The organism is Fontisphaera persica (assembly GCF_024832785.1).
GTDB lineage: Bacteria > Verrucomicrobiota > Verrucomicrobiia > Limisphaerales > Fontisphaeraceae > Fontisphaera > Fontisphaera persica.
In genome coordinates this window covers 1,966,552-1,989,509 of record NZ_CP116615.1, presented here as the reverse complement: position 1 = coordinate 1,989,509, position 22,958 = coordinate 1,966,552, and the positions used below count along the sequence as shown (strand labels likewise).

Below are 22,958 nucleotides of genomic sequence, written 5' to 3'. Positions count from 1 at the left end.
GCGCAAGATGACCCGCAACATGCAAACGGGCGCCGTGCCGTTGCCTTATCGTTCCTGGTGAGGCATGCCCTGCCGCGCCAGTTCACGGTAAAGCTGCGCGTACCGAGCCGCCATGTCTTCCACGCGAAAACGTTGCATGACGGTTTCGCGCGCCTGGCGTCCGAAATTGGTCAAGGCTTCAGGGAGGGCAAGACACTGTCGCAAGGTTTGTGCGATGGACTCGGCCGAGTCCAGACGTGCCAGCCATCCATTTTTTCCGGGGGTGATAATTTCGGCATTGCCGCAGGCCTCGCCCGCCAGGACGGGCACGCCGCTGGCCATGGCTTCCAGGGCCGCGTTGGAAAGCCCTTCGTTTTCTGAAGCGACAATGAGCAGGTCCATGGCTTGATAGAAGGGGCGCGGGTCTTCCTGATAGGGATGGAGGTGCACCCTTTGACCGTGCGGCCCGGAGCGCGCCGCCTGGGAAATGATTTCACTTTCAGGGCCACGCGCACCTACCAGCAGCAAATGGAGATGGGGAAAGTCCCCGGCAATCATTTGGAAGGCGGAGAGCACTTCCTTATGACGTTTGCGGCGCTGAAAGCTGCCCATCATCCCCAGAACGACGGCTTGGACAGGCAGGCCAATAGCCTGGCGCGCCGCGGCTCGATCGCCCGGCTGAAAGCGCTCCGCATCCACGCCATTCAAAATGGAGATCATGCGCGGGTGACGGAATCCTTGCGCCTGATAATACTGCAACAAGGTTTCCGAGACGGTGTGCACGGCGGTGCAGCAGGGGTATAGAACCCGTCGCAACCAATACCGCCAGCCCCGTTGCTCGCGGGGGGTGAGCATCCCATGCTCGCCATGTAAAAGAGGCGCCTTGGGCCCCAGGCCATTGGCCATGGCTGTATAAAATAGCGGCCCCAAATTGTGGGTATGAATGACCGCCGGTTGCAATTGATGCAACAGGCCGCGTAATTTCATCATCGCGACGGGCGACATGCCCCCCCTCTTGCCCAGGACCGTCACCCCGATGGACGGCGGCAAGCGGCGTAAAAACTCTCCTGCCCTTTCGAGACAACCGACATGCACTGCAAATTCTTGAGGGTCCAGCCGCCGGGCGACATTCACCAGGCCATTTTCCATCCCTCCCGGTTCGAGCGAAAAGACCACATGCAGGATGAGACTGGGCTGGCTCATGGTGCGGCAGGGGTCTGGGGCGTGATGCCTGCTGGCCGGAGCAACCGCCCCAGGGAGCGGAGCCGGACCCACGGCACTGCCGAGCCAATCCGGCGCCCCGGGAGGGGCAAGGGCCACCAGGCCAGTGAGAGCAACAAATCTCTCAGTGCGGCGGCGGGTTGTCCAATGCCCGCGCAAATCAGAGCGGTTTGATAACGCCAAATGGCAAGGGCTTGCAGCCAATAATCCAGGCGATGGCGGGGCACCGCGCGGGCCTGCCAGGCCTTGCTGATGACACGGCGCATATTATCCCGCATGCGGCTGGCGTTGCTGCTCATGTTGGCGTCATGTTTGCGGATGAACGCCAGGCGTTCTGGCTGCAGCCAAATACGCCAGCGGACGGCTGCCCGCAGCCACATGTCGCGGTCTTCCGAGCTGCGCAGGGTGGTGTCGAAGCCCCCGCATGACTCGAATACCGCTTTTCGCGCCACCACAGCGGAAGGAGAGAAGCGGGTGCGCCATAAAATGTCTGCAGCGGTGATTTCGCCCTCCAACTCTTGTTCGCCAGGATTGAACGGCAAGGGCACGCCATTGCTGTTCATCCTGACCGAGCGGCAGGCCACCACCCCCCAGGCAGACCCAAGCTGCCGGAATACCGCAATGGCTGAGGCTAGTCGTTCGGGATGCCACTGGTCATCGGCATCCAGGAGCGCAATAAAAGGGTGCCGGCTCTCGCGTAATCCGGTATTCCGGGCGGCCGAAAGTCCGGCGTTATCTTGGTAGAGGTAACGCACCTTGCTGCCATAACCTGCTACCAGTTCGCGAGTGTTGTCGGTGGAGCCGTCATCCACCACCAAGATTTCAACGGGCCGATGGGTTTGCGCCAGGGCTGAATCCAAGGCGCAGCGGAGATATTGAGCGTAATTATAGGCGGGGATGATGACACTTACCCCCCACGCTTCGGCAGCGGCGGGGGAAGGCTGACGGCATTGCCCGGCATGTTCCTCCGATGGCTGCATGGGCCGCCGTGACTGCAGGGTTAAGAGGTGCTTTTTTCTGCGGGCGTGGTGTTGGATTCGGCCGCGGGCTGGGCTTCCACAGTCTTGTAACTCTTATAATAGTGGTAGGAGTAATAGTAGTAGTTGTAATAATTATAATAATTGGAGGTCACGGAGAGGTCCAGCCGGTTGAGCACGAAGCCATAGAAGTTGGCATGGTTGGCCTGCAGAATTTCCACCGCCGATTTTACATAGCGTGCTGGGGTGCGCCCGCACCAGACCACCAGCACCACGCCGTCCACCAAACGTTGCAGCATGGCGGTTTCGGACAGGCCGAGCACGGGGGGTGTGTCAATGATGATGCGACGGTATTCCTGGCGCAATTCAGTGAGCAATTTTTCAAAAGTCGGCGAGCCGACCAGCTCCGTGGCGCCTTCAAGGTGTTTGCCGCAGGCGAGGAGCGTGAGGTGCTCATGGTCAGTGGGCCGAACGACATCCCGCCAATCGGCATGTTGCATCAGGATGTTGCTCAAGCCCGGGGCACTGCGTTGGCCGAACAATCGGTGCAGGCGTCCGCGGCGCAGGTCTGCATCAATGAGCAGCGTTTTTTCGCCCATTTGCGCGAAGGAACGCGCCAGGTTGTAGCTGACCACCGTTTTGCCCTCCTCCGGCATGGCACTGGCAATCACGACAACCTGCGGGTCACGCGTGACGGCGCCCATGGAAAGCAGGTTGGTGCGAATCACGCGGAAATTTTCCACGATTTGCCGGTCCATGTGCCCGCCGGCGACAGGGCTGCCCGGCAACTGGCTGGGTTCCAACCGGGGCACAATGCCAAGGCCGCGCAGGCGGTGGTTTTGCTCCATTTCCTCCACATTGCTGACGGTGTGGTCCAGAAATTCAATCAGGAAGGGGATGCCAAGGGCCAGAAAGATGCCCAGCCCGAGCGAGTACACCACCAGTTTCAGACGGTTGGGCGAGACAGGGATTTCATCCCGCAGCTCGATGTGCCCCATGAACTGTAGGTGCGAGCGTTCCTTGTCGGCGCCGAAGTCAATCATGCTCAGGCGGGTGGCCATTTCCTTGTACATGGCAGCGAAGCTGAGATTGCCCGCGCCCTTGCGTTCCAGTTCCTGCATGAACATTTTTTGTTCGAGCAGGGCCTTTTCATAGTCGGGCAGGCGTGCCTGCAACTCAGCTTTCTTCTGGGTCAGGCTCAGGTACTCGAGGTGGTAGGTCTGTTGGGCCGCCCGCAGCTCGGCTTCCAGGCCGCGGTTGACTTCCTCCATTTTCTTGAGCACTTCCGCCATCTTGGGATGGCCGGGGAGATATTTTTTGCCCAGCTCGTTGATGGCAAGCTGCAGTTTTTCGTGCTCGCGTTGCAAATCCTCCCAGCGCATTTGGGAGGGGGAGGTTACTGAAGCGGGCACCACCACGACGGGCGACTTGTTGGCGCCCTCGCCGCCCGGCACGAGGTCCCCGGGACGAATGGTGGAATTCTTAAGGATGGAGGAAAGCAGCGAAAGGCGCGACACCACATCCATGCTTTCGTCATTGAGGGTTTTGCGGACCCGCTCAAGAACTTCCAGCCGTTCGGAGACTTCCACCAGTTGCTTGGGCACCTCTTGCAACAGGGCGAGCTTGGTTTGCAGCTCGGTTTTGCGGCCGCTCTCCACTTCATGAGTGGACATCAGGGCTTCTTCCATGCGGCGGGACACTTCCTTGAGTTCCTCGGTGTAGGAGGAGATGATTTTTTCCCGCATTTCCACCCGCTTTTCCTCGCGGTCTTTGAGGAATTCCTCCAGCATGGTTTCGGTCCACTTGCGCACCACGTCCCCCTGGTAGGCCAGCACGGTGACTTCCAGGTTGCGCTCGGAGTTGAAGCGCACCTGCACTGCCCGCAGGTATTCGGCGTACAAGATTTTGGGATTGTCTGGCAACCCCAGCCGGCGGGCGGTGCGCCGGATGATGTGGTCGGCGGTGAGCCGGTTGATTAACTCGCGCTCGCTGCTATCGCGAAAGACTTTTTCCGCATCCACCGGGCGCTCCAAGGCGTGATAGCGAATCAGAGATTTGGCCATGTACACCGGTTTGACGTAAACAAAGAACGTCAGGCCCAGTGACAGCGCGAAAAACACCAGCAGCACCATCAGCCGCCAGTGCTTCAAAGCGATGGCCACGTACAGCACAATGTCGGCGAAATTAATGCCGCGCCGCTTTAGCCCAGGTAACATAAGAACTTGTCGTTACAATACTTCAAAGCGCTAAAGTATGGCCACCTTGTCCTGCTTTGTCGAGTTATTTTGGCCCGGACAATTTGCTATGAGGATTTCCCTGGTACTGCTATTTTGCGGGAGCTATGGCGTACGAGTCATTCCGCGACTTTCTCCGGCAACTAGAGCGCGCCGGGGAGCTGATACGCATCCCGGTGCCGGTGGCCACGGAACTGGAAATCACCGCCCTGGCCGATCAGCAGATGAAGGCGCCTGGCGGCGGCAAGGCCCTGCTGATTGAGCAACCCACCGTCAATGGCCAGCTCTCACCCTTTCCAGTGGCCATCAACACGCTGGGCTCATGGAAACGCATGGCCTTGAGTTTGGGGGCGGAATCGGTGGATGCCGTGGCGGCCGAGCTGGCCAGTCTGGTGAAGGCCAAACCACCCATGAATTTTCGCGAGGCACTCAAGCTGCTGACCACCGCCCTGGATTTGCGGCATGCACGCCCCGTCAAGGTGGCGGGCGGGCCGTGCAAGGAAGTCAAACACCTTTTTGAACCGGCCGCTCCGCCCGCGCCCGCAGAGGCAGCGGCGCCACGGTCTTCTTTGCCCCCGGGGCCGGTAACCTTGCCGCCCACCTCGTCTCACCCCCCCACCTTGCTGAATCTTCCCATTCTAAAATGCTGGCCGCACGATGGGGGGAGGTTCATCACGCTGCCCTGTGTGGTGACGCAGGACCCGGACACCGGCGAGCGCAATGTGGGCATGTATCGTATTCAGATTTACGACGAGCGCACCACTGGCATGCACTGGCAGTTGCAGAAGGTGGGGGCGCGGCACGGGCGCCGGTATTACGAGACGGGCACGCGCATGCCGGTGAGCATTTTTCTGGGCGGTGACCCGGTTTATACCTTTGCGGCCACGGCGCCGCTGCCGGATGGTCTGGATGAACTGCTGCTGGCGGGTTATTTGCGCAAGAAGTCGGTGGAACTGGTCAAATGCGAGACCAATGACCTGTATGTGCCGGCGGACGCTGATTGGGTCATCGAGGGGTATGTGGATCCGCGCGAACCGCTGCGCCTGGAGGGGCCTTTTGGGGACCACACCGGTTTTTACACCCTGCCTGAACCTTATCCGGTCTTTCACGTGACGGCCATCACCCACCGCCGCGATGCGGTGTATCCCGCCACCATCGTGGGGTTGCCGCCGATGGAAGATTTTTACATGGGCAGCGCTTCAGTGAAGCTGTTTCTGCCGGTCATCAAAATGAATTTCCCTGAGATTGTGGATATTGCCCTGCCGGCCGAAGGTGTCTTCCACAACCTGGTGTTTGTGAGCATCAAAAAAACCTATCCCATGCAGGCCTATAAAATCATGCATGGGCTGTGGGGGATGGGACAGATGATGTTCACCAAGTACCTGGTGGTGGTGGATGAGGATGTGGATGTCCATAACACCTCGGAGGTGCTGTTCCGCATTTGCGCCAACACGGACCCTCAGCGGGACTGCATTTTCACCAAGGGCCCGGCGGATGTGTTGGACCACGCCACCAACGTCATTGGAGTGGGAACCAAAATGGGCATTGACGCCACCCGCAAATTGCCCGCCGAAGGCTTTCCTCGTCCCTGGCCGCCGTTGATTCGCATGGAACCGGCAGTGCGAGCCAAAATGGACCAACTCATGAAGGACTTGGGGTTGGGTTGATGGCTAACGGGGGCGATGAAAAAATCAAAGGGCGCTGCTGGCCTTTTCAGAGCGCCCTTTGAATCCCCTGTCCACCAACCCACCTAATTAGCGTTTGGCTGTTTTTTTAACGTTCTCTTTTTTTCTGGGGAAATCCAGCATCTTGAGCGCCAGATCCGCATAGGCATCGTCCAGCAATTGCAGGATTTCCTCCTCACTAAAACCGGCCTTTTTCAAATGGGCCAGCCACTCCCGCTGCGGATGGGCGGAAAGTGCTGCCTCAGGGGAAACTGCGGTTTTCTTGGCCAGCGCCCGAAGGAACACCAAATCGCTGACCTGGCAATTTTCTTGCAAGAGGGCTTTTTCCACAAACGCCACGTCCATTTTCAAGGCTTGGGCAACCGGCGCCGTAAGCAGGGGTTTGTCCAATTTTTGGACACACTCGTCTATGGCTGCGACAGCCTCGGGAATGGTTTGTGCTTGGGCGACAACCCCCAAAGTCGTTATCCAACAGCAAATTACCGCCATCCAAAGCACCTTGGAGGCGCTGGCTTTGAATGTGTAGCAGGACTTCATGCTTCGAGGAAGAGAGCAAGTGGAATGCCACTGCTGGGGAGCAAGGTGATAGGGTAAGTTAATGGATGGGTGGATTCAGAAAGAGCAAAAGATTAAAGCCAGCCCCCTTAGGCTCGATAAGCTCCGGGCAAGGCGTCCGCTCCTCTCGAAATTTTATTTTTGAACCGGCTGGAATATGGTAGGCTGGCGTGCACAATAGACCGGGCGGGCATGTGGCGGAATGGCAGACGCGCGGGACTTAGGATCCCGTGGAGCAATCCGTGCAGGTTCAAGTCCTGTCATGCCCACCAGCTCAGGCAGGCGGAGCGGGCGTCTCCTTCGTAATTACCGAGGCAGGCACTGATGGGGCAGGCGCGGCAGGAGCCATGGGAGCGGCCTTGGGACGGTTAAACCGCGCAGGTGCTTTTTTCTCGGCCGTCTTCAGGGAAACTTTCTCGGTCGGTGTTTCTTTGGGTTGCGGGGGTGATGTTATCGTCTTTTTGGGCGCCATCTGTTTGGCAGGAATGGGGGCGGCTGGCCTGGCTTTCTGGGGGGTGGCTTTGGGCTGGCATTTCTTCAAGGTGGCTTGAATTTCCTCCAGCCGGGCCTCGGCCTTGGCCAGTTGCTCCTTCCATTTTTTATAGACCTTGCGCGCCTGCTTGGCAGCCGCTTTGGCGGCTTTGGCGGCGGCTTTGGCCTCTTTGGCGCGGGCTTTGGCGGCTGCCATCTTGCGGGTTAACTCCTCGATGTGTTGTTTGAACTGCTGGCTTTGGGCTTGCAGTTTGGCAAGCTGTTCCGCAGTCAGGGTCAGAGTTTTCATAGGTCAAATGCAACGGGCTTTTAACATTTTGCGGGCAAGTTTTGGGTTGTTTTTCCACGCCTGGCGCAGACCGGAGCATACGCCATTTCAAATGTTACCTTTCTGCTTCTTCACCATGACTGTCAAGTGACGTTTGAGTAACAAAGCGGACTATTCCGGGAAGGGCACGGCTGGAACGTCCGCGTGGTGCAATTGCGGGTTGGAAATGGCAGGGCAGGCGGACTACCTTAGCAGGCATGGGTACTTTCATGAATCCGGCATTGGTGCAATTCCTGGCGGAGATAGGCGAGCAGTTCGTGGTGGCGCAGCTTCTCATTGAACGTCAGGGCCCGGAAGCTTTCTTGTTGCGACACGCCGAGGATGCCGGAGAGAGCCTTGCCAACTTGCAACCAGTGCCCTTGGAAAATTTACGAGAGCGCACCCAGCATAATGCGTTGGGCATTTTCCGGCCCTTAAGGTCTTCGCCTGATTTGATTCGGGGCTGGTACTGCAGGGTTGAGAGTGCTGCCGAGTTGGAACTGGCGTTGGATTATCTTTATCCCGGGTTTTTAGCCGACTGGTTTGCCGTGCGGACGGGCACGGCAGCGCCTACGGATTATCCGGCCTTCACCCAAAGACAGAGCGGCATGTACCGGCTCACGGCCAAGGCCACGCCGGAGCAGGCGGCGGCTATTATTCAGGCCTGTTGTGCGCGCCCCTTTTGTTTGAAACAGCGGTTGTGGACGGTGCCGGGGATGTCCGCTGACCGGGTGGAGGACAAAAGCATCATCCCCTGCCTGGAGCCGTGTGCCGTGCTGTTGGAATTTGCGCGGAAAAGGATGCGTATTGCGCAGGAAACCCCGGCCCAACTTGCCCTGGCTCCCACGGAAATCCGCGGCTTGCTGGCTGCCGTGGAGAATTGTCTCAACCATCCCGACGCCAACCTGCGGGTGGCAGATTTCAACGCTCCCACCAATCCACGGCACTTGTTGTATGTTCAGCAAAAACTTATGAGTGCCTTGCCCAAAGGTTCCGCGGCTTCTTCATCCACCGAGGCGCGGGAAGAGGAATAACCCGTTGCCGGTTTTTCCCAAAAGGATGGGGGTTGCACCTCCAGCATTGCCAGAGGCAGACGAATACCCTTCAATCGCCGCCATGTCTGATTGGGCTGCAATTTTTGATTGGGACGGGGTGATCGTGGATTCTTCGCGCCAGCATGAGCGCGCGTGGATGCGTCTGGCGCAGGAAAAGGGACTACCTCTGCCTGATGGGTTTTTCCGCCGGAGTTTTGGCATGAAGAATGACCGGGTTATCCGGGAGCTGTTGGGTTGGACGCAAGATGCGGCGGAGATTCAGAAGCTCTCCTGGCAAAAGGAGGAGTATTTCAGAGCATTGTTGCGCGTAGAGGGCATTGAATTGCTGCCGGGAGTGCGGGATTGGCTCAACACCTTGCAGGGGGCAGGCGTACCCTGTGCCATTGGTTCTTCCACCCCACGCGAGAATCTTGATTTATGCCTGCAGCGCCTGGGGGCTGGCCACTTTTTCCGCGTGGTGGTGGCCGCGGAGGATGTAGGCAAGGGCAAGCCCGACCCGGAGGTGTTTTTGACTGCCGCCCACAGGCTGGGCATGGCTGCTTCCCAATGCGTGGTGTTTGAGGATGCGCACGTGGGCATCGAAGCGGCGCGCGCCGCGGGGATGAAGGTGGTGGGCCTGGCGACCACCCACCCGGCCGCATCGCTGCAGGACGCCGACCTGGTGCTTCCTTCGCTCAAGGGACTTACCTTGGCGGAAATCCAGGCGTTGTTGCGGAGACCGAGGATGCCTTGACGCGCACAAGGCCGCGGGCTGGAGCCTTGCTCTGGGAAAGGCTCCGAAATCCGCCTGTCCTTCAGAGGCCAAGTGAGAGAGAAGGGGCGGTTGTCGAACGAGAATTGCCGCTCGACGTTTTGGTTTAGGCGGCGTCTGGCTCGCGCCACTTACCGTGCTCTTTAATTAAGGCCACCAACTGGTCCACCGCCTCCGCTTCCGGTATGTTAAAGCGCACCGGCTTTTTGCCCACATACAGGTTGACTTTGCCGGGGCCGCCGCCCACGTAACCGAAATCGGCATCAGCCATTTCCCCGGGGCCATTGACGATGCAACCCATGATGGCGATTTTCACGCCTTTCAGATGTTCGGTGCGGGCCTTGATGCGGGCGGTGACGGTTTGCAGGTTGAACAAGGTGCGCCCGCAAGAGGGACAAGCGACGTAATCCGTTTTGAAGGAGCGGCTGCCCACCGCCTGCAGGATATTGTAGGCCAGTCGCAGGGAGGCTCCCGCGCCCGGCTCGTGGCGGACCATGATGGCGTCGCCGATGCCATCAGCCAGGAGACTGCCCAGCACCGTGGCCGAGGCGACCAGCACGCGCGCGGGGGAGAGCGCCGCAGCCGGCGGGGCAAGGCAGTCTTTCAGCAGAATGGGATTGCGGCGGCCGGCCTCCTGAAGCCGCCCGGCCAGAAGTCGGAAGGCACTAATCGCCGGCAGGGGCAAGTTATCTTTGACGGTGACCAAATGCGTGTCGTCCGGCACTTGCAGGGATTCGCGCGGGTCCACTTCCCACACCAGCAAGTCTTCATAGATGCCCTCTGGCCGCACATCGTCCTGCGGACGCAGGCGGGGCGCCACCTGTTGGTACACGTTTCGGGGCACAATTACGCGGATGGGATGTTCCCCCCCACATTTCAGGCCAAAACCCACCTCGACTTCAGCGGTGACGCGCCGCTGGTAATTAAAGGGGTCCACCGGCCACGTGGTAAATGCCCATTCCGGCATGGCCACCGGGGGCAGGGGCGCGGTCAACTCCGGCGTCTGAGCAATCAAATCGGTACAAACGGGGATTTCGTGGGGTGAATCTTCCGTCAACGAGACGCGGATGGTATCGCCGATGCCGTCGCACAAAAGGGAACCGATGCCGATGGCACTTTTAATGCGTCCATCTTCACCTTCGCCCGCCTCGGTGACGCCCAGATGCACAGGATAATTCCAATCCGGCCCCAGCTTCTCGAGTTTTTCCACCAACAGGCGGTAACACTCAATCATCACCTTGGGGTTGGAGGCTTTCATCGAGAAGCAGAAATTGTGGAAATCCAGCCGGCGTGCCACGCGGGCAAATTCCAGGGCGCTTTCCACCATGCCCATGGGGGTGTCGCCGTAGCGATTGAGGATGCGGTCACTCAGGGAGCCGTGGTTGGTGCCGATACGCATCGCCCGGCCCAATTCCTTGCATAAGCGCACCAAAGGGGCGAAAACCTCCTCGATGCGGTCCATCTCCGCAAAATAGGTGGCATCGTCGTATTCGCGGACTTCAAACTTTTTCTTGTCCACAAAATTGCCGGGGTTGATGCGGATTTTTTCCACCCAGCGGGCGGCTTCCAGGGCGGCTTCGGGCTTGAAATGGATGTCCGCGCAAATGGGTACGAAACAGTTTTGGGCGCGCAGCTTTTCGACGATATTGCGCAGGTTGGCGGCATCCTTGACAGTGGGGGCGGTGATGCGCACCAACTGGCAGCCAGCCTCCACCAAATCCAAGGTTTGTTTGACGCAGGCCTCCGTATCCATGGTGTCACAAGTGAGCATGGATTGTTTCATCACAGGATGCCTGCCGCCAATGATGACGCCCCCGCGGTGGGGGTCTCCCACCACGACTTCGCGGGTGAGGCGGCGCCGATAGAAATAAGGTGACGCGCAGTAATTCATGGTTTGACCGGCGATTGGCTTACGAGCGCATTCCGGACGCAGCGCGGCCTACTGGCCGCGAAGCTGGACCTTGGGCGCAAATTGCGGCGTGGGTGGTTCTTTGGGACCGCGTTCCGAGAGCGCGCTCACATCGTAAAAGGTAATGAACAACATGTACCCAATAATCAACACTGCACAGGCGGTTTGAACCGCTTGCAGCACTTTGAGGTTCATGGCCTTGCGGCGGATGCCCTCAATCAGGGCCAGCAAAATATGTCCTCCATCCAGCACTGGCACTGGCAGCAGATTAAGCAGGGCCAGGTTCACGTTAAAAATCACACTAAACCATAGCGCCAGCCGCCAGCCATGCTCGCTCTGGAATAACAAATAGTAAATGCGCAGGATGCCCACCGGGCCGGAGAGGTGTTGGGCCTTGACCCCGGATTTGCGCGAGAACAGGGCCTTGAATGTGCTCACCATCATGTCCACGCTGGCACGGATTTGCTCAACGGGGCCGGGCCGGTCAATGGTCTGCAGGCCGCGGCTGTCCCAATAAACCCCCAGGCTGGGCCGTTTATCTTCCGGGGCGGCCACGGCAGGAATCTCCGGCACCACGGCCACGAGATTGGTTTGCTGGCCGCGTTTGACCAGCAGGCGGACCGCATTGGTACCGTTGCGCTCGATGAGAGTGGTCACCTGGCTGGGATGGATGAGCCGCTGGCCGTTGGCTTCAAGGATGATGTCGTCCGGTCGCAGCCCGGCGTAATCGGCGGGGCTGTGAGGCAGCACTTCGGCAATGATGGCGGTGTAGGCGGGCACAATTTTGATTTGGCGCAGGCCGCTGCGCTGGCCGAAGCTGGTTTTTTCCACCTCCGGTTTGATGGCCACGGTGTTGGTTTGGCCGTTGCGCTCATACGCCACCTGAATGGTCTCGCCTTCGGAAGAAATGATGCGCCACTTGATGCTGTCAGTGCCGATGCCGCCAAAACGGGTCACAGGATGGCCGTCAATGGCCACGAGGCGGTCGCCGGGCTGCAAGCCGGCTTTATCAGCCGGACCATCCTTGATCACCATGCCAATGACATTGGAGCTATCGGATTCGTACACCGGCCGCCCCACCTGCCAGATAATCAGGGCGAAGAAGATGGCGAGCAGAAAACTGAAGAGCGGGCCGGCAAAGGCGACAATGATGCGGTCCTTGACCGGGGCTTGGGGCAGGTTTTCTTTGTCCACCTGAACTTCGCCTTCGATGGCTTCCATGGGGGCCATTTGCGGGAGGGAGACAAACCCCCCGGCGGGAATCCAGCCCAGGCAGTAGGTGACCCCGCCGATTTTGCGCTGCCAGATGGGTTTGCCAAACCAGACGCCAAAACGGTCCACCACCATTCCCCGCCAGCGTGCCGCCAGGAAGTGCCCCAGCTCATGCACAATGATGAGCAGGTTGAAGAGCACCAGCACTTCCAGCAGAATAAAGATAAACTTTAGTATTTCCATGCCATGGCAGGCTTACGCACCCGCCTCAAGTCCCTTAATATAACTGGAGATGGAAGGCTGGCAATCATGGAAGTAAAGCAACTTGGCGAGGCCGTATCGCAACGGGTCACCGGCATATACATCCGATGGCACGATTCCTTTACTCCATCCGGTGGCGCGCAGCGCTGTCACAGGTTTTGATTCGACGTGAAGGCCTTGGCACGGCATGATGGAGCCGCCCATGTGGCGGCATTATCCATGGTTGACAGCATTGGCGGCGGCGCCGCTCTTGTTTGGTTCAGTCACAGCGGAAGGGCAGGCCGTGGTGGGTTTGTTGTTGGGGCTGAGCCTTTTGTGGCTGGCCGAAGAACTGGGGCGCGGCCAGGAAATCTGGCTGCCGCGCTGGTGGCGTTGGATGGCGCTGGCAGGGCTGGTCTTGTATTTAATCCCTCTCCCTCTCAGTTGGGTGCAATACCTTAGTCCCGGGCGAGCCGCATTGGCCCGGCAATTTCCTTTGGAACCGGGGATGGTGGAACCCTGGGTGACGTTGACGCTATCCCCCGCCGGAACGGTGCAAAGATACTGGGAATTATTGCAGGCCGTGCTGGTGTTTTGGCTGGCGCGGCAAGGCGCGCATCTGCGCCAGTTTCCGCTGGTATTCCTGCGGTTTGTCATGGGGGCGTTGTTGATTTTGGTGCTGGCGGAGGCCTGGCTGCGCTGGGTGGACTCCAGTCACCTGCTGGGGATTTGGGAAAATCGTTATCAGTACGCCGCCGGAACGTTTGCGAATCGCAATCATTTTGCCAACTGGGCTTACATGGGGGTGTTATTAGGACTGGCGTGGGGCATGCGCACGCTTTCGCCGCTGCATCGGGCGTGCTCAGAATGGCGCCCGCGGCCCCGGCGTCGCTGGCCCACGATTCTGTTGTTGGTGGTGGTCCTGGTGCCGGCTCTGGTGGCGGCGGTGGCATGTGGGTCGCGCGCGGGTGGTCTGGCATTCGGGGCGGGATTGGTGGTCTGGCTGGTGTACCTGGGGCGGCGTTCAAAAAATCGGAGCCGGCTGCTGGTCTGCACGGGCGGGGTGGTACTGTTGCTGCTGATTATGTTGGCTGCCAGCGGCCTGGTGCTGGACCGATTGGAGGGCGGCGGCAGGGATTTGGCCTTCAAACGAGCCATTTGGAAGGATGCGATGGAGATGACGGCGCATTTCCCCTGGTTTGGCGTCGGGCCGGGCGCTTTTGCGCCTGCGTTCAATCACTTCAAAACTTTTGCGGGAGACAAAACCTTCTGGCACGCAGAGAATGATGTCGTGCAATGGATGGCAGAAACCGGCGCCACGGGCACGGTCTGGGGGCTGGCGCTGGTGGGGGTGCTTTTCCTCAAGGTGCTGCGCGAGGCTTTGAGACGCAAGGTGGCGGAGCCTGAAATCCTCATCGGGTCGCTGGCGGCGCTGGCGGCCTTTGGGGTGCATGGCCAGTTTGAGTTTGTGGGGCAGACCCAGGCCAATTTGCTGTTTGCTGCGGCGTTGCTGGGAATGGCTGTGGGTTTGTTGGAGCAGCCGCACCGTCCGGAAGTGCCGCCGGCCCTGCCGGTTCCCCAAATCATCTGGCATTATGCCCTGGGCGCTGCGGTGGTGCTGGTGGCAGTGGCCCAAGGGTGGAGTTTCTGGCGCTGGCAGCAGCGGTTGAAACAGAGCCTGCCCACGGCCCAAGCCACCACGATTGAACAATCCTTGCGCTTTTGGCCTTGGGCAAGCGAAAGACGGGTGGCCTGGTTGCGGGCGCGGGTGCTGGCGCTGCAAAATGAGCCGCGCACGGAACAAATGCTGCAGGCTGTCCAACTGCGGGAGGAGTTTTTACGGGCCCTGCGGCTGGACCCTTATCAGTGGGAGCTGCGGTTGGAACTGGCCTGGCTTGACCTGGCGTTCGGAGCGTCGCCGGAGCGGGGGCGCGAGGAGGCATGGATGGTTATGCGGCTCAATCCGCTGCAACCGCGGCTGGGTTTGCGGTTCGCAAGGCATTTCGCCGCACGCGAGCCGCATGTGGCCCTGGAGTTCTTGCGCGCGGCCCCGCTGGAGCGCCCGGATGATTTTCGCGAAGCCTTTGAGATTGCCTGGCAGGCGGAGCCACAACCGGCCACCCTCTGGTCCTTGACGCCCGATACACCTGTGGCTTTGTTGACTCTGGCCGATTTTGCGCTGCAGCGGGGGCTGCGTGCCCTGGCGGTTGAGGCCTGCCGTCAGGCGACCAACCGTGTGCAGGGGGTGGAGATGGCGTCGCGCTTGCTGCGCGCAGGCGATGTGGCGGCGGCCACCAATGCCCTGGGGAGAGAAATCAACCTGCCCGCCGGCCAATGGTTGCTATTGCAGGCACTCATGGCGGAAAAGAAGCACACGGAAGCCTACCATCTGGCGGAGCGGTTATGTCGCATTCATCTGCCACCGGGGACTTTGGACCGGCATTTGATGCCAGCTTTTACCGAGGCCACGGTGGAACAATGGCGGGCGCGGTGGATGCAAAATCCCAGTGATACCAATGTCCTGCACGCATTGGCGGAGGCCATCTTTCATCTGCCCGCCGAGCAAAGAGACCTTTCACTTCTACGCCAATTGGCCGGTCAGCCATCCGCGGCCCCGCGCCTGATTTATCTGGTGGCGCAAACCGAATGGGACGCCGGCCAGACGGAATCCGCCGCCCGCCGAATGCTAGCCCTGGCCGAGCGGGTCATGGCTCCGGTGATGCGGGCCGGGCGTTAGCTCAGGCAACCGGGCTGGATGCCGTCCGCCAATGCTGGGCAAACTGGGTATCGGCTCGGAGGGCCGCGCCGGTATGACTCGCCTCGCAACCCGCCACGATTTCCGGCGGCCCGCAAATGACGATTCGGCCACCCTCGGCGCCGGCCTCGGGGCCCAAGTCAATCAACCAATCGGCGGCTTTGATGACTTCGAGGTTGTGCTCGATGACCAGCAGCGAATGGCCCTGGTCCACCAACTTTTTGAAGACCTCCAGCAGCACGCGCACGTCCTCCCAATGCAGGCCGGTGGTTGGCTCATCGAAAAGGAACAGGGTGGGCTGGCTGGAGGCGGGGTGGGTTGCCATGGAAAATTCGGCGAGATGGCGGGCCAGCTTAAGCCGCTGGCACTCGCCGCCGGAAAGGGTGTTGATGGGCTGGCCCAGCCGTAAATAGCCCAGCCCTACGTCCTGCAAAACCTGCAGGGCTGCCGCGGCCCGGCGGGCAGGCGCCGAATCAGGGAAACGCTCCATCAGCGCCTGAACTTCTTCGACCGAAGCTTCGAGCACATCCGCAATGCTATAAGAGCGCGCGGGCGATTGGGGGTCGGAAAAGGTGATATTCAACACTTCCGAGCGGTACCTGCGGCCCTGACAGGCCGGGCAGCGAATGAACACATCACTCAGGAATTGCATTTCCACTTTTTCAAAGCCGGCGCCCCGGCAGTACGCGCACTGGCCGCGGGCGGAGTTGAAGCTGAAGTCGCTGGCCTTAAGCCCGGCAGAAGCGGCCATGGGCAATTGCGCAAAAAATTCGCGCAAAGCCTCGAAGGCGCCTGTGTACAAGGCCGGGTTGGAGCGGGGCGTGCGGCCGATGGGGGATTGATCCACCCAAACCACATGCCCGAGTGCTTCTGCGCCTTCCAAAGTAGCTGCGGAGGCTGGCTCCGGCTCGTTTTCCCAGTCTCCTGGCTCGTCTTCTGCCGTTTCGGTGTCTTTGGAGGTTTCGACCGTCAACCCGGTGAAACGGGCCGCGAGCAACGGCAGCAGGACATCACGCAACAGTGTGGTCTTGCCGGAGCCGCTGACGCCCGTGAGGGCGACGAACCGCCCCAGTGGAATCTCGACCGTCAAATCCTTGAGGTTGTGGGCGTTGGCATGGCGGATGACCAGGCGCGGGTCCTCATCCTTTACCATCCGCCGCACGGGCAGGGGGATTTGCCGCCGGCCGCTTAGATAAGCGCCGGTGAGTGAGGGCGGGCATTGCTGGAGCTCTGATAGACTACCTTGAAACACCAGATGGCCGCCTTCTGCGCCGTGGCCCGGGCCTAAATCCACCACCTGATCGGCCGCCTGGATGATCAAAGGTTCATGCTCGACCACCACGACGGTGTTGCCGGCATCGCGCAGGCGTTGGAGTAATTTGACGAGACGGTGAGTGTCCCGCGGGTGCAACCCGACACTGGGTTCATCCAAAACAAACAAGGTGTTCACCAGGCGGGTGCCCAGGCAGGTGGCAAGGTTGACGCGCTCGGTTTCGCCGCCGGAGAGGGTGCGCGTGGGACGGTCCAGGGTCAGGTAACCCAGCCCCACTTCCACCAGGTAGCCGAGCCGTGCGCAAACCTCATCCAATACCACCGCCAGCGGATGATGGCTTTCCCAGGAATGAGCCTGCCGCAGTTGCATGGCCACTTGCAGGGCTTCCTGCAGAGTCAGCCGGTGAAATGCCGGGAGGGTCAGCGGAGGGCAGGGGGGCGGCAGCCGGTAATTCAAGGCTTCTGGTTTCAAGCGCGTGCCGTTGCAGGAAGGGCAAAGGGTGTAGGTCCGGTACCGTGACAGCAGCACGCGCACATGCATTTTATAGGTTTTCGATTCCAGCCAGCGGAAATAACCGCGCAGCCCGTACCAGCAATGGGGCCATTGGTGGGCGGCATCCTTGCCATAATCGGGGTCACCTTCAATCACCCATTTTTGAATGTCGGGCGGCAAATCCCGGAAAGGCACGTTGACGGGCACGCCGCGCTTTTTGCAGAAGGTCATCAAATCGTCCTGACATTCGCGGCTCATGCCGCTTTGCCATGGCTTGATGGCCCCTTCCTTGAGCGTTTTGGAGGGGTCGGGAAGGGCGCGTCGGTAATCCACGGTGATGATGCGCCCAAAGCCCTTGCAGGCCGGGCAGGCGCCCGCAGGATGATTGAAGGAGAAGAGCGAAGGCACGGGCGGGGGATAAGCCAGGTTGCATGGCGCGCAGTGCCAATGCAGGCTGAATGAACGCGCTTCGCCGGGCGCCGGCCGGCCCTCGCGCAGGGGCCAGACGCGCAAACGCCCGTGGCCGAAATGATAGGCCTGCTCGCAGGCCTCCACCGCGCGGGAACGGTGCGCGGGGGAGAGGCGCAGGCGGTCCTGAATGACGGTGACGGAGGCGGGGTGGGAGGATTGCCAGCCGGGGGAAGCCTGGTCAATTTCAACAATCTGTCCTTCAATGAGCAGGCGGCGGTAACCCTGACGCTGGATGAGATGCAGACATTCTTTCAGGCTGAGTTTGGCCGTGAGCGGCAAATCAAAAGTCACCAGCACCTCCTGGTCCGGCCAATGGGCGGAGATGATTTCCCAAACGATTTCGGGGGGCTCACGGCGGACGGGCTGGCCGCAGCCGGAGCAATGGAGCTGGGCCAGGTGAGGCCAGAGCTGTTTCAGGAGTTCACACAGCTCGGTCATCGTGCCGACGGTGGAGCGGGTGGAGCGAACGGTGTTGCGTTGCTCAATGGCAATGGCGGGGGGAATGCCCTCGATGCTGTCCACCGCGGGCTTGTCCATGCGGTCAAAGAACTGCCGGGCGTAGGGGGAAAAAGTTTCGATGTACCGGCGCTGGCCTTCCGCAAACAAGGTGTCAAACGCCAGGGAGCTTTTCCCGGAGCCACTGAGGCCGGTGATGACCACCAACCGGCCGAGGGGCAGGTCGAGATCGAAATTTTTGAGATTGTTGTGCCGCACGCCGCGGAGGCGGATGCAGGACGGCCCGGACTTGCTCGCCATGCCGGTGAATGTACGGCCCGGGCGGGCCTTGTCAAACGCGCGGCCAGCCTGGAGCGCACGCCATACTTGCCAGCCGGTGGTTTTCCCGTTTAGACTGCGCGGCACGTTAAACGTTTATGATGACGTCCAACGAGTTGTTAGCGTTCATTCCGCCGGAAGTGGCCAATGACATTATTGAGCATGCCTACGCGGCGGACAAACCGGTGTATCGCGCCACCATGGCTGCGGTTGCGGAAGCCCGGCGGGTGCGGCCCGTGTTTTTGGAGCGGCAACCGCGGGTGCAACGGCACAAGCTGATGCTGGAAATGTTGACCAAGCCCCACATGGAACCGGCGGCAAGCAATTTAATTCGGACCTGGCTGCTGAAAAAGCAAACCGCCATGCTGGCGGATTTTCTGGATCACCTGGGCATTCCCCACAAGGAGGGCGTGGTGGATGACCTGCCGGAAAAGGTGGAGGACGAAAAATTGAAGGCGGCGGTGGATTTCCTGCTGGAAAAGCATCCGCGGGAGGCGGTGATTGTGTATCTGCACGCTTTCAATACGATGAACGAAACTTCCTGGACCAACTTGAGCGAGATGCTGGACAAGGACCCGCGCCTGCAATTGTAAAAAGGCCGGTGGCGGTTTCTCTCTTTTCCCGGGCAAAAAAATACCCCGTTCCTGGTGGAGCGGGGTATTTGTGTTTTCCTTTGGCGAAGGTGAAATGTCCGGATTAAACCGACAGGCTCAGGAGGAACATGATGTTGTTGGGGGTCTTCTTGAGCTTGTTGAGCAGCAGCTCCATCGCTTCCACCGGCGGCACGCCCGTCAGCGCGCGGCGGAGAAGGACAATTTTCTGGTATTCATCCGGGTGATAGAGCAGCTCCTCCTTCCGGGTGCCGGAGAGCTCGATGTTGATGCTGGGGAAGATGCGGCGGTCCACCAGATGGCGGTCCAGATGCACTTCCATGTTGCCGGTGCCTTTGAACTCCTCAAAGATGACTTCATCCATGCGGGAGCCGGTGTCAATCAACGCCGTGGCCATGATGGTGAGCGAGCCGCCTTCTTCGATGTTGCGCGCCGCGCCGAAGAAGCGCTTGGGTTTGTGCAGGGCGTTGGCATCCACACCGCCGGAGAGAATCTTGCCCGAGTGCGGCTGCACGGTGTTGTAGGCGCGGGCCAGGCGGGTGATGGAATCGAGCAGAATGACGACATCGCGCTTGTGTTCCACCATGCGGCGGGCCTTTTCAATGACCATTTCGGCCACGGCCACGTGGCGTTCGGGCGGCTCGTCGAAGGTGGAACTAATCACCTCGGCGCCTTTGCAGGTGCGCTCCATGTCGGTCACTTCCTCCGGGCGCTCGTCAATAAGGAGGATGATGAGATAAACCTCCGGGTTGTTGCGGAGGATGGCATTGGCCAGTTTTTGCATGAGCACGGTTTTGCCCGTGCGGGGCGGGGCCACGATGAGGCCGCGGGTGCCCTTGCCAATGGGGCAGATGAGGTCCAGCACGCGGGTGGACAGCTCATCCGGCTCAGTTTCCAGAATGAAGCGTTTGTTGGGAAACAGCGGGGTGAGGTTGTCGAAATGCGTTTTGTCCTTCGCCTTTTCGGGGTCTTCGCCATCCACGGCCTCCACCTTGAGGAGAGCGAAGAATTTTTCCTTTTCCTTGGGCGGGCGGATTTGTCCTGCCACCACGTTGCCGGTCTGGAGGTCAAAGCGGCGGATTTGCGAGGGGGAGACGTAGATGTCCTCGGGGCAGGGGAGGTAGTTGAAGCTTTGCGAGCGCAGGAAGCCGAAACCCTCCGGCAACACCTCGAGCACGCCCTCGGAGAACATCACGCCGCTGCGCTCGGCATTCTTTTGGAGGAGCTGGAAAATAATCTCGTGCTTGCGCATGGTGCCGAAGTTTTCGACACCCCATTCTTTGGCCATTTTCGTCAGCTCCGGCATGCTCATGGCCTGCAGCTTGGCGATGTTGATGGAGCCGGGGGCGGTACGGTCGGCAGGCGGGGCTGGCGCCTCATTCATGCCTTCGGTGGTTTCGATGGCATGTTGGGGCGGCCGCAGGTCCGAGGCTTCGCGCACCGGCCCTTCCTTTTCGGCTTCGGCTGCGGGCGGGGCAGGCGGTTTGGCCGCCGTGGCTTCGGCAGCGGCCGCGGCGGCGGGCGCATCCTGCGCGGCGGCGGCCTCTTCGGTTAAATTGCGGGCGGCCTTCTTTTTGGCCGTCTTCGTTTTGGCGGTTCTTGGCATAATCTCTCGTTAGTAAATGTTGTTAAAAATCTAACGCGGCAGGTCAAAACGGCGGCAACTGCCGGCGAACCGGCGCGCCATCGTTGGAATGCATCGTCCTAACGCGGGTTAAAACAGCTCCCAACCCGGTGCGGGCTGGTGACCTAGGTAACTTAACAGCAAATGCTAATAGGGCAAGGGGAATTTTGCGGTCAGCTCCCGCACGCGCTCCCGCACTTGATGCGCGGTGGCGGGATTCTTCAAGTCGAACAACACCTCGGCAATCATGTCCGCAATGGCGGCCATTTCTTGCTCGCCCATGCCACGGGTGGTGACAGCAGGCGTGCCGAGCCGGATGCCGCTGGCCTGGAAGGGCGAGCGGGTTTCAAAGGGAATGGTATTTTTGTTCACCGTGATGCCGGCTTCGTCCAGCGCAATCTGGCAATCTTTGCCGGTCAAGCCACGGGCCCCAACGTCCACCAGCATGAGATGGTTGTCGGTTCCGCCACTCACCAGCCGGAAGTTATTGCGGGCCAGGCCTTGGGCCAGGGCTTGCGCGTTCTTGAGAATGTTTTGCTGGTAAGTCTTGAATTCTGGCTGCATGGCTTCCTGGAAGCACACGGCTTTGGCGGCGATGACGTGCATCAACGGCCCGCCCTGGATGCCGGGGAAGGTGATGGAGTCAATTTCCTTGGCGTACTGGGCTTTGCAGAGGATGAGTCCGCCCCGCGGGCCGCGCAGGGTTTTGTGGGTGGTGGTGGTCACGAAATCAGCGTGCCCCACCGGGCTGGGATGCAGCCCGGCGGCCACCAGGCCGGCGATGTGGGCAATGTCGGCCAGCAGCAACGCGCCCACTTCCCGGGCGATTTCCCCCATTTTGGCGAAATCAATGATGCGCGGGTAGGCGCTGGCGCCGACGGTGATCATGCGCGGGCGGTGCTGGCGGGCCATGTCGGCCAGTTGATCGTAATCAATGCGCTCGTCCTCGCGGCGCACACCATAATGAATGATTTCAAAGAACTTGCCGGAGAAATTGGCTTTGTTGCCGTGGGTCAAATGTCCGCCGTGGCTCAAGTCCATGGTGAGCATTTTATCCCCAGGTTTGAGCATGGCGAAATAGACCGCCATGTTGGCCGAGCTGCCGGAATGGGGCTGCACGTTGGCGTGCTCGGCGCCAAACAGGGCTTTGGCCCGGTCAATGGCCAGTTGCTCGGCCACATCCACATTTTCACAGCCGCCATACCAGCGTTTGCCGGGGTAACCCTCGGCGTATTTATTGGTCAGCACCGAGCCTTGGGCCTCCATGACGGCCAGGCTGGTAAAGTTTTCGCTGGCGATTAGCTCAATATTTTCCTGCTGCCGCTGGCGCTCGCGGGCAATGGCATCGGCAATGGCCGGGTCGGTGTGGCGGAGCCAGAGGCTGGGCAGGCTGACGCCTTTTTCCATCTTGAGCACGCGGCGTTGATGGCGTCCGCCTTCAAAACCCGCCTCCAAAAAGGCTTCCAGAATTGCCTTGGCGGTTTCCGGGGGGGTCACTTTGGCGCCCAGACACAGGATATTGGCGTCGTTGTGGGTGCGGGCCAGCCGGGCCAGTTCCGGCGTGGTGACCAGCGCCGCGCGCGCCCCGGGGACCTTGTTGGCGGCCATGCTCATGCCGATGCCGGTGGTGCAGATTAAAAGTCCAAAGGCTGCCTTGCCGGCCACCACGTCTTCGGCCACCGCCTGGGCGTAGTCGGGGTAATCGCAGGATTCAGTGGAATTGGCGCCGTGGTCTTCGATGGCAAACCCTTTGGCCTCCAGCACGGGTTTAAGGGCTTCTTTGAGGGCGAAACCGCCATGGTCCGCCCCGAGGGCGGCGCGTAATTGGGAAGAGGTTTCGCGCTGGTTCTGAGTGGATTCAAAAAAGTTCAACATGGCTCGGATTCCTTGTTCGATTTGCCGGCGGCATTCGACATACACTTCGTAGGGCATGCCAATGGGGTCGGCGATGTCTTTTTGGTGATTGGGCAAGGAGTCGTCAAATTCGCGCAACAGAAAGGTTTTTTCGGCCGCTTGGGGGTAGAGCAGCAGGACCTGCTCCACATGACTGCGGGTCATGCCCACAATAACGTCGGCCTGGTCCACCAGCGCGGCGCTGATGGGCTGGCTGCGCTGATGGGAAATATCAATGCCGAGGTCCGCCATGGCCCGGACAGCATGGGCGCTGGGGGGCTGGCCCTCCAGGGTGCCCAGCCCGCAGGACATTGCGCGGTAACCTCCCCGCTCGCGGGTCAGATAGCGCAACAATCCCTCAGCCATTGGACTGCGGCAAATATTTCCGGTGCAGACAAATAATACGGTCTTCATGCCGTCAACCAGCGGTCAACTTGGTCAAGACAGG

General features: G+C 60.2%; 14 protein-coding genes, 1 tRNA gene and 1 pseudogene. 6 read left to right on the top strand and 10 right to left on the bottom strand.

What is annotated here, in order from left to right:
* Positions 1 to 45: 45 nt before the first annotated feature.
* Genes NXS98_RS07055 through NXS98_RS07045 form a run of 3 tightly spaced genes read right to left on the bottom strand, consistent with a single transcriptional unit; the run spans position 46 to position 4,393 of the window.
* Positions 46 to 1,182, bottom strand: a complete 1,137-nt coding sequence (locus NXS98_RS07055) for a glycosyltransferase (protein ID WP_283847776.1) — start codon at positions 1,180 to 1,182, stop codon at positions 46 to 48.
* Positions 1,179 to 2,180 carry a glycosyltransferase family 2 protein gene (locus NXS98_RS07050; RefSeq protein ID WP_283847775.1) on the bottom strand — a complete coding sequence of 334 codons (1,002 nt, stop codon included), beginning with the start codon at positions 2,178 to 2,180 and terminating at the stop codon, positions 1,179 to 1,181. The genes NXS98_RS07055 and NXS98_RS07050 overlap by 4 nt, the downstream gene beginning before the upstream one ends.
* A 20-nt stretch (positions 2,181 to 2,200) precedes the next feature.
* Complete coding sequence (locus NXS98_RS07045; RefSeq protein WP_283847774.1) at positions 2,201 to 4,393, bottom strand: polysaccharide biosynthesis tyrosine autokinase; 2,193 nt, start codon at positions 4,391 to 4,393, stop codon at positions 2,201 to 2,203.
* A 125-nt stretch (positions 4,394 to 4,518) separates the two neighbouring features.
* Here NXS98_RS07045 and NXS98_RS07040 point away from each other — a divergent pair, with 125 nt between their 5' ends.
* Positions 4,519 to 6,078, top strand: coding sequence for a menaquinone biosynthesis decarboxylase (locus tag NXS98_RS07040; protein ID WP_283847773.1), 1,560 nt, complete (start codon positions 4,519 to 4,521; stop codon positions 6,076 to 6,078).
* 87 nt (positions 6,079 to 6,165) lie between these two features.
* Here the strand turns inward: NXS98_RS07040 and NXS98_RS07035 are convergent, their stop codons facing one another.
* Positions 6,166 to 6,633 carry a hypothetical protein gene (locus NXS98_RS07035; protein ID WP_283847772.1) on the bottom strand — a complete coding sequence of 156 codons (468 nt, stop codon included), beginning with the start codon at positions 6,631 to 6,633 and terminating at the stop codon, positions 6,166 to 6,168.
* Between the two features lie 206 nt (positions 6,634 to 6,839).
* Here NXS98_RS07035 and NXS98_RS07030 point away from each other — a divergent pair.
* Positions 6,840 to 6,923: transfer RNA gene (locus NXS98_RS07030), tRNA-Leu, on the top strand.
* A 2-nt stretch (positions 6,924 to 6,925) separates the two neighbouring features.
* Here the strand turns inward: NXS98_RS07030 and NXS98_RS07025 are convergent.
* The gene (locus NXS98_RS07025; protein WP_283847771.1) at positions 6,926 to 7,432 is read right to left on the bottom strand and encodes a hypothetical protein; all 507 of its coding nucleotides are present in this window, start codon (positions 7,430 to 7,432) and stop codon (positions 6,926 to 6,928) included.
* Between the two features lie 248 nt (positions 7,433 to 7,680).
* Here NXS98_RS07025 and NXS98_RS07020 point away from each other — a divergent pair, with 248 nt between their 5' ends.
* Together NXS98_RS07020 and NXS98_RS07015 are read left to right on the top strand one after the other, a co-directional pair.
* Positions 7,681 to 8,484: a DR2241 family protein gene (locus tag NXS98_RS07020; protein WP_283847770.1), complete on the top strand. Its 804-nt coding sequence runs from the start codon at positions 7,681 to 7,683 to the stop codon at positions 8,482 to 8,484.
* A gap of 82 nt (positions 8,485 to 8,566) precedes the next feature.
* The gene (locus NXS98_RS07015) at positions 8,567 to 9,238 is read left to right on the top strand and encodes an HAD family hydrolase (RefSeq protein ID WP_283847769.1); all 672 of its coding nucleotides are present in this window, start codon (positions 8,567 to 8,569) and stop codon (positions 9,236 to 9,238) included.
* A 124-nt stretch (positions 9,239 to 9,362) separates the two neighbouring features.
* Here NXS98_RS07015 and ispG read toward each other — a convergent pair whose 3' ends face one another.
* Together ispG and rseP are read right to left on the bottom strand one after the other, a co-directional pair.
* Positions 9,363 to 11,147, bottom strand: coding sequence for a (E)-4-hydroxy-3-methylbut-2-enyl-diphosphate synthase (gene ispG / locus NXS98_RS07010; protein ID WP_283847768.1), 1,785 nt, complete (start codon positions 11,145 to 11,147; stop codon positions 9,363 to 9,365).
* Between the two features lie 48 nt (positions 11,148 to 11,195).
* Positions 11,196 to 12,620 carry an RIP metalloprotease RseP gene (gene rseP, locus NXS98_RS07005; protein ID WP_283847767.1) on the bottom strand — a complete coding sequence of 475 codons (1,425 nt, stop codon included), beginning with the start codon at positions 12,618 to 12,620 and terminating at the stop codon, positions 11,196 to 11,198.
* Between the two features lie 205 nt (positions 12,621 to 12,825).
* On the opposite strand from rseP, the gene NXS98_RS07000 reads away from it, so the two are divergent.
* Positions 12,826 to 15,354, top strand: a complete 2,529-nt coding sequence (locus NXS98_RS07000) for an O-antigen ligase family protein (RefSeq protein ID WP_283847766.1) — start codon at positions 12,826 to 12,828, stop codon at positions 15,352 to 15,354.
* Between the two features lie 58 nt (positions 15,355 to 15,412).
* Here the strand turns inward: NXS98_RS07000 and uvrA are convergent.
* Positions 15,413 to 18,364, bottom strand: a pseudogene (gene uvrA / locus NXS98_RS06995) (excinuclease ABC subunit UvrA); the annotation flags it as partial.
* A 116-nt stretch (positions 18,365 to 18,480) separates the two neighbouring features.
* Between uvrA and NXS98_RS06990 the strand changes: the two are divergent.
* Positions 18,481 to 18,975 carry a hypothetical protein gene (locus NXS98_RS06990; protein WP_283847764.1) on the top strand — a complete coding sequence of 165 codons (495 nt, stop codon included), beginning with the start codon at positions 18,481 to 18,483 and terminating at the stop codon, positions 18,973 to 18,975.
* A gap of 103 nt (positions 18,976 to 19,078) precedes the next feature.
* On the opposite strand, the gene rho is transcribed toward NXS98_RS06990, so the two are convergent.
* Positions 19,079 to 20,599: a transcription termination factor Rho gene (gene rho / locus NXS98_RS06985; RefSeq protein WP_425499939.1), complete on the bottom strand. Its 1,521-nt coding sequence runs from the start codon at positions 20,597 to 20,599 to the stop codon at positions 19,079 to 19,081.
* A 165-nt stretch (positions 20,600 to 20,764) separates the two neighbouring features.
* The gene (gene rpiB / locus NXS98_RS06980; RefSeq protein ID WP_283847763.1) at positions 20,765 to 22,924 is read right to left on the bottom strand and encodes a ribose 5-phosphate isomerase B; all 2,160 of its coding nucleotides are present in this window, start codon (positions 22,922 to 22,924) and stop codon (positions 20,765 to 20,767) included.
* Positions 22,925 to 22,958: the final 34 nt, after the last annotated feature.

Bases quoted from the DNA above. Each gene is read 5' to 3' on its own strand.
- NXS98_RS07055 (WP_283847776.1), bottom strand. From the start codon at position 1,182: ATGAGCCAGCCCAGTCTCATCCTGCATGTGGTCTTTTCGCTCGAACCG.
- NXS98_RS07050 (WP_283847775.1), bottom strand. From the start codon at position 2,180: ATGCAGCCATCGGAGGAACATGCCGGGCAATGCCGTCAGCCTTCCCCC.
- NXS98_RS07045 (WP_283847774.1), bottom strand. From the start codon at position 4,393: ATGTTACCTGGGCTAAAGCGGCGCGGCATTAATTTCGCCGACATTGTG.
- NXS98_RS07040 (WP_283847773.1), top strand. From the start codon at position 4,519: ATGGCGTACGAGTCATTCCGCGACTTTCTCCGGCAACTAGAGCGCGCC.
- NXS98_RS07035 (WP_283847772.1), bottom strand. From the start codon at position 6,633: ATGAAGTCCTGCTACACATTCAAAGCCAGCGCCTCCAAGGTGCTTTGG.
- NXS98_RS07025 (WP_283847771.1), bottom strand. From the start codon at position 7,432: ATGAAAACTCTGACCCTGACTGCGGAACAGCTTGCCAAACTGCAAGCC.
- NXS98_RS07020 (WP_283847770.1), top strand. From the start codon at position 7,681: ATGAATCCGGCATTGGTGCAATTCCTGGCGGAGATAGGCGAGCAGTTC.
- NXS98_RS07015 (WP_283847769.1), top strand. From the start codon at position 8,567: ATGTCTGATTGGGCTGCAATTTTTGATTGGGACGGGGTGATCGTGGAT.
- ispG (WP_283847768.1), bottom strand. From the start codon at position 11,147: ATGAATTACTGCGCGTCACCTTATTTCTATCGGCGCCGCCTCACCCGC.
- rseP (WP_283847767.1), bottom strand. From the start codon at position 12,620: ATGGAAATACTAAAGTTTATCTTTATTCTGCTGGAAGTGCTGGTGCTC.
- NXS98_RS07000 (WP_283847766.1), top strand. From the start codon at position 12,826: ATGATGGAGCCGCCCATGTGGCGGCATTATCCATGGTTGACAGCATTG.
- NXS98_RS06990 (WP_283847764.1), top strand. From the start codon at position 18,481: ATGATGACGTCCAACGAGTTGTTAGCGTTCATTCCGCCGGAAGTGGCC.
- rho (WP_425499939.1), bottom strand. From the start codon at position 20,599: ATGCCAAGAACCGCCAAAACGAAGACGGCCAAAAAGAAGGCCGCCCGC.
- rpiB (WP_283847763.1), bottom strand. From the start codon at position 22,924: ATGAAGACCGTATTATTTGTCTGCACCGGAAATATTTGCCGCAGTCCA.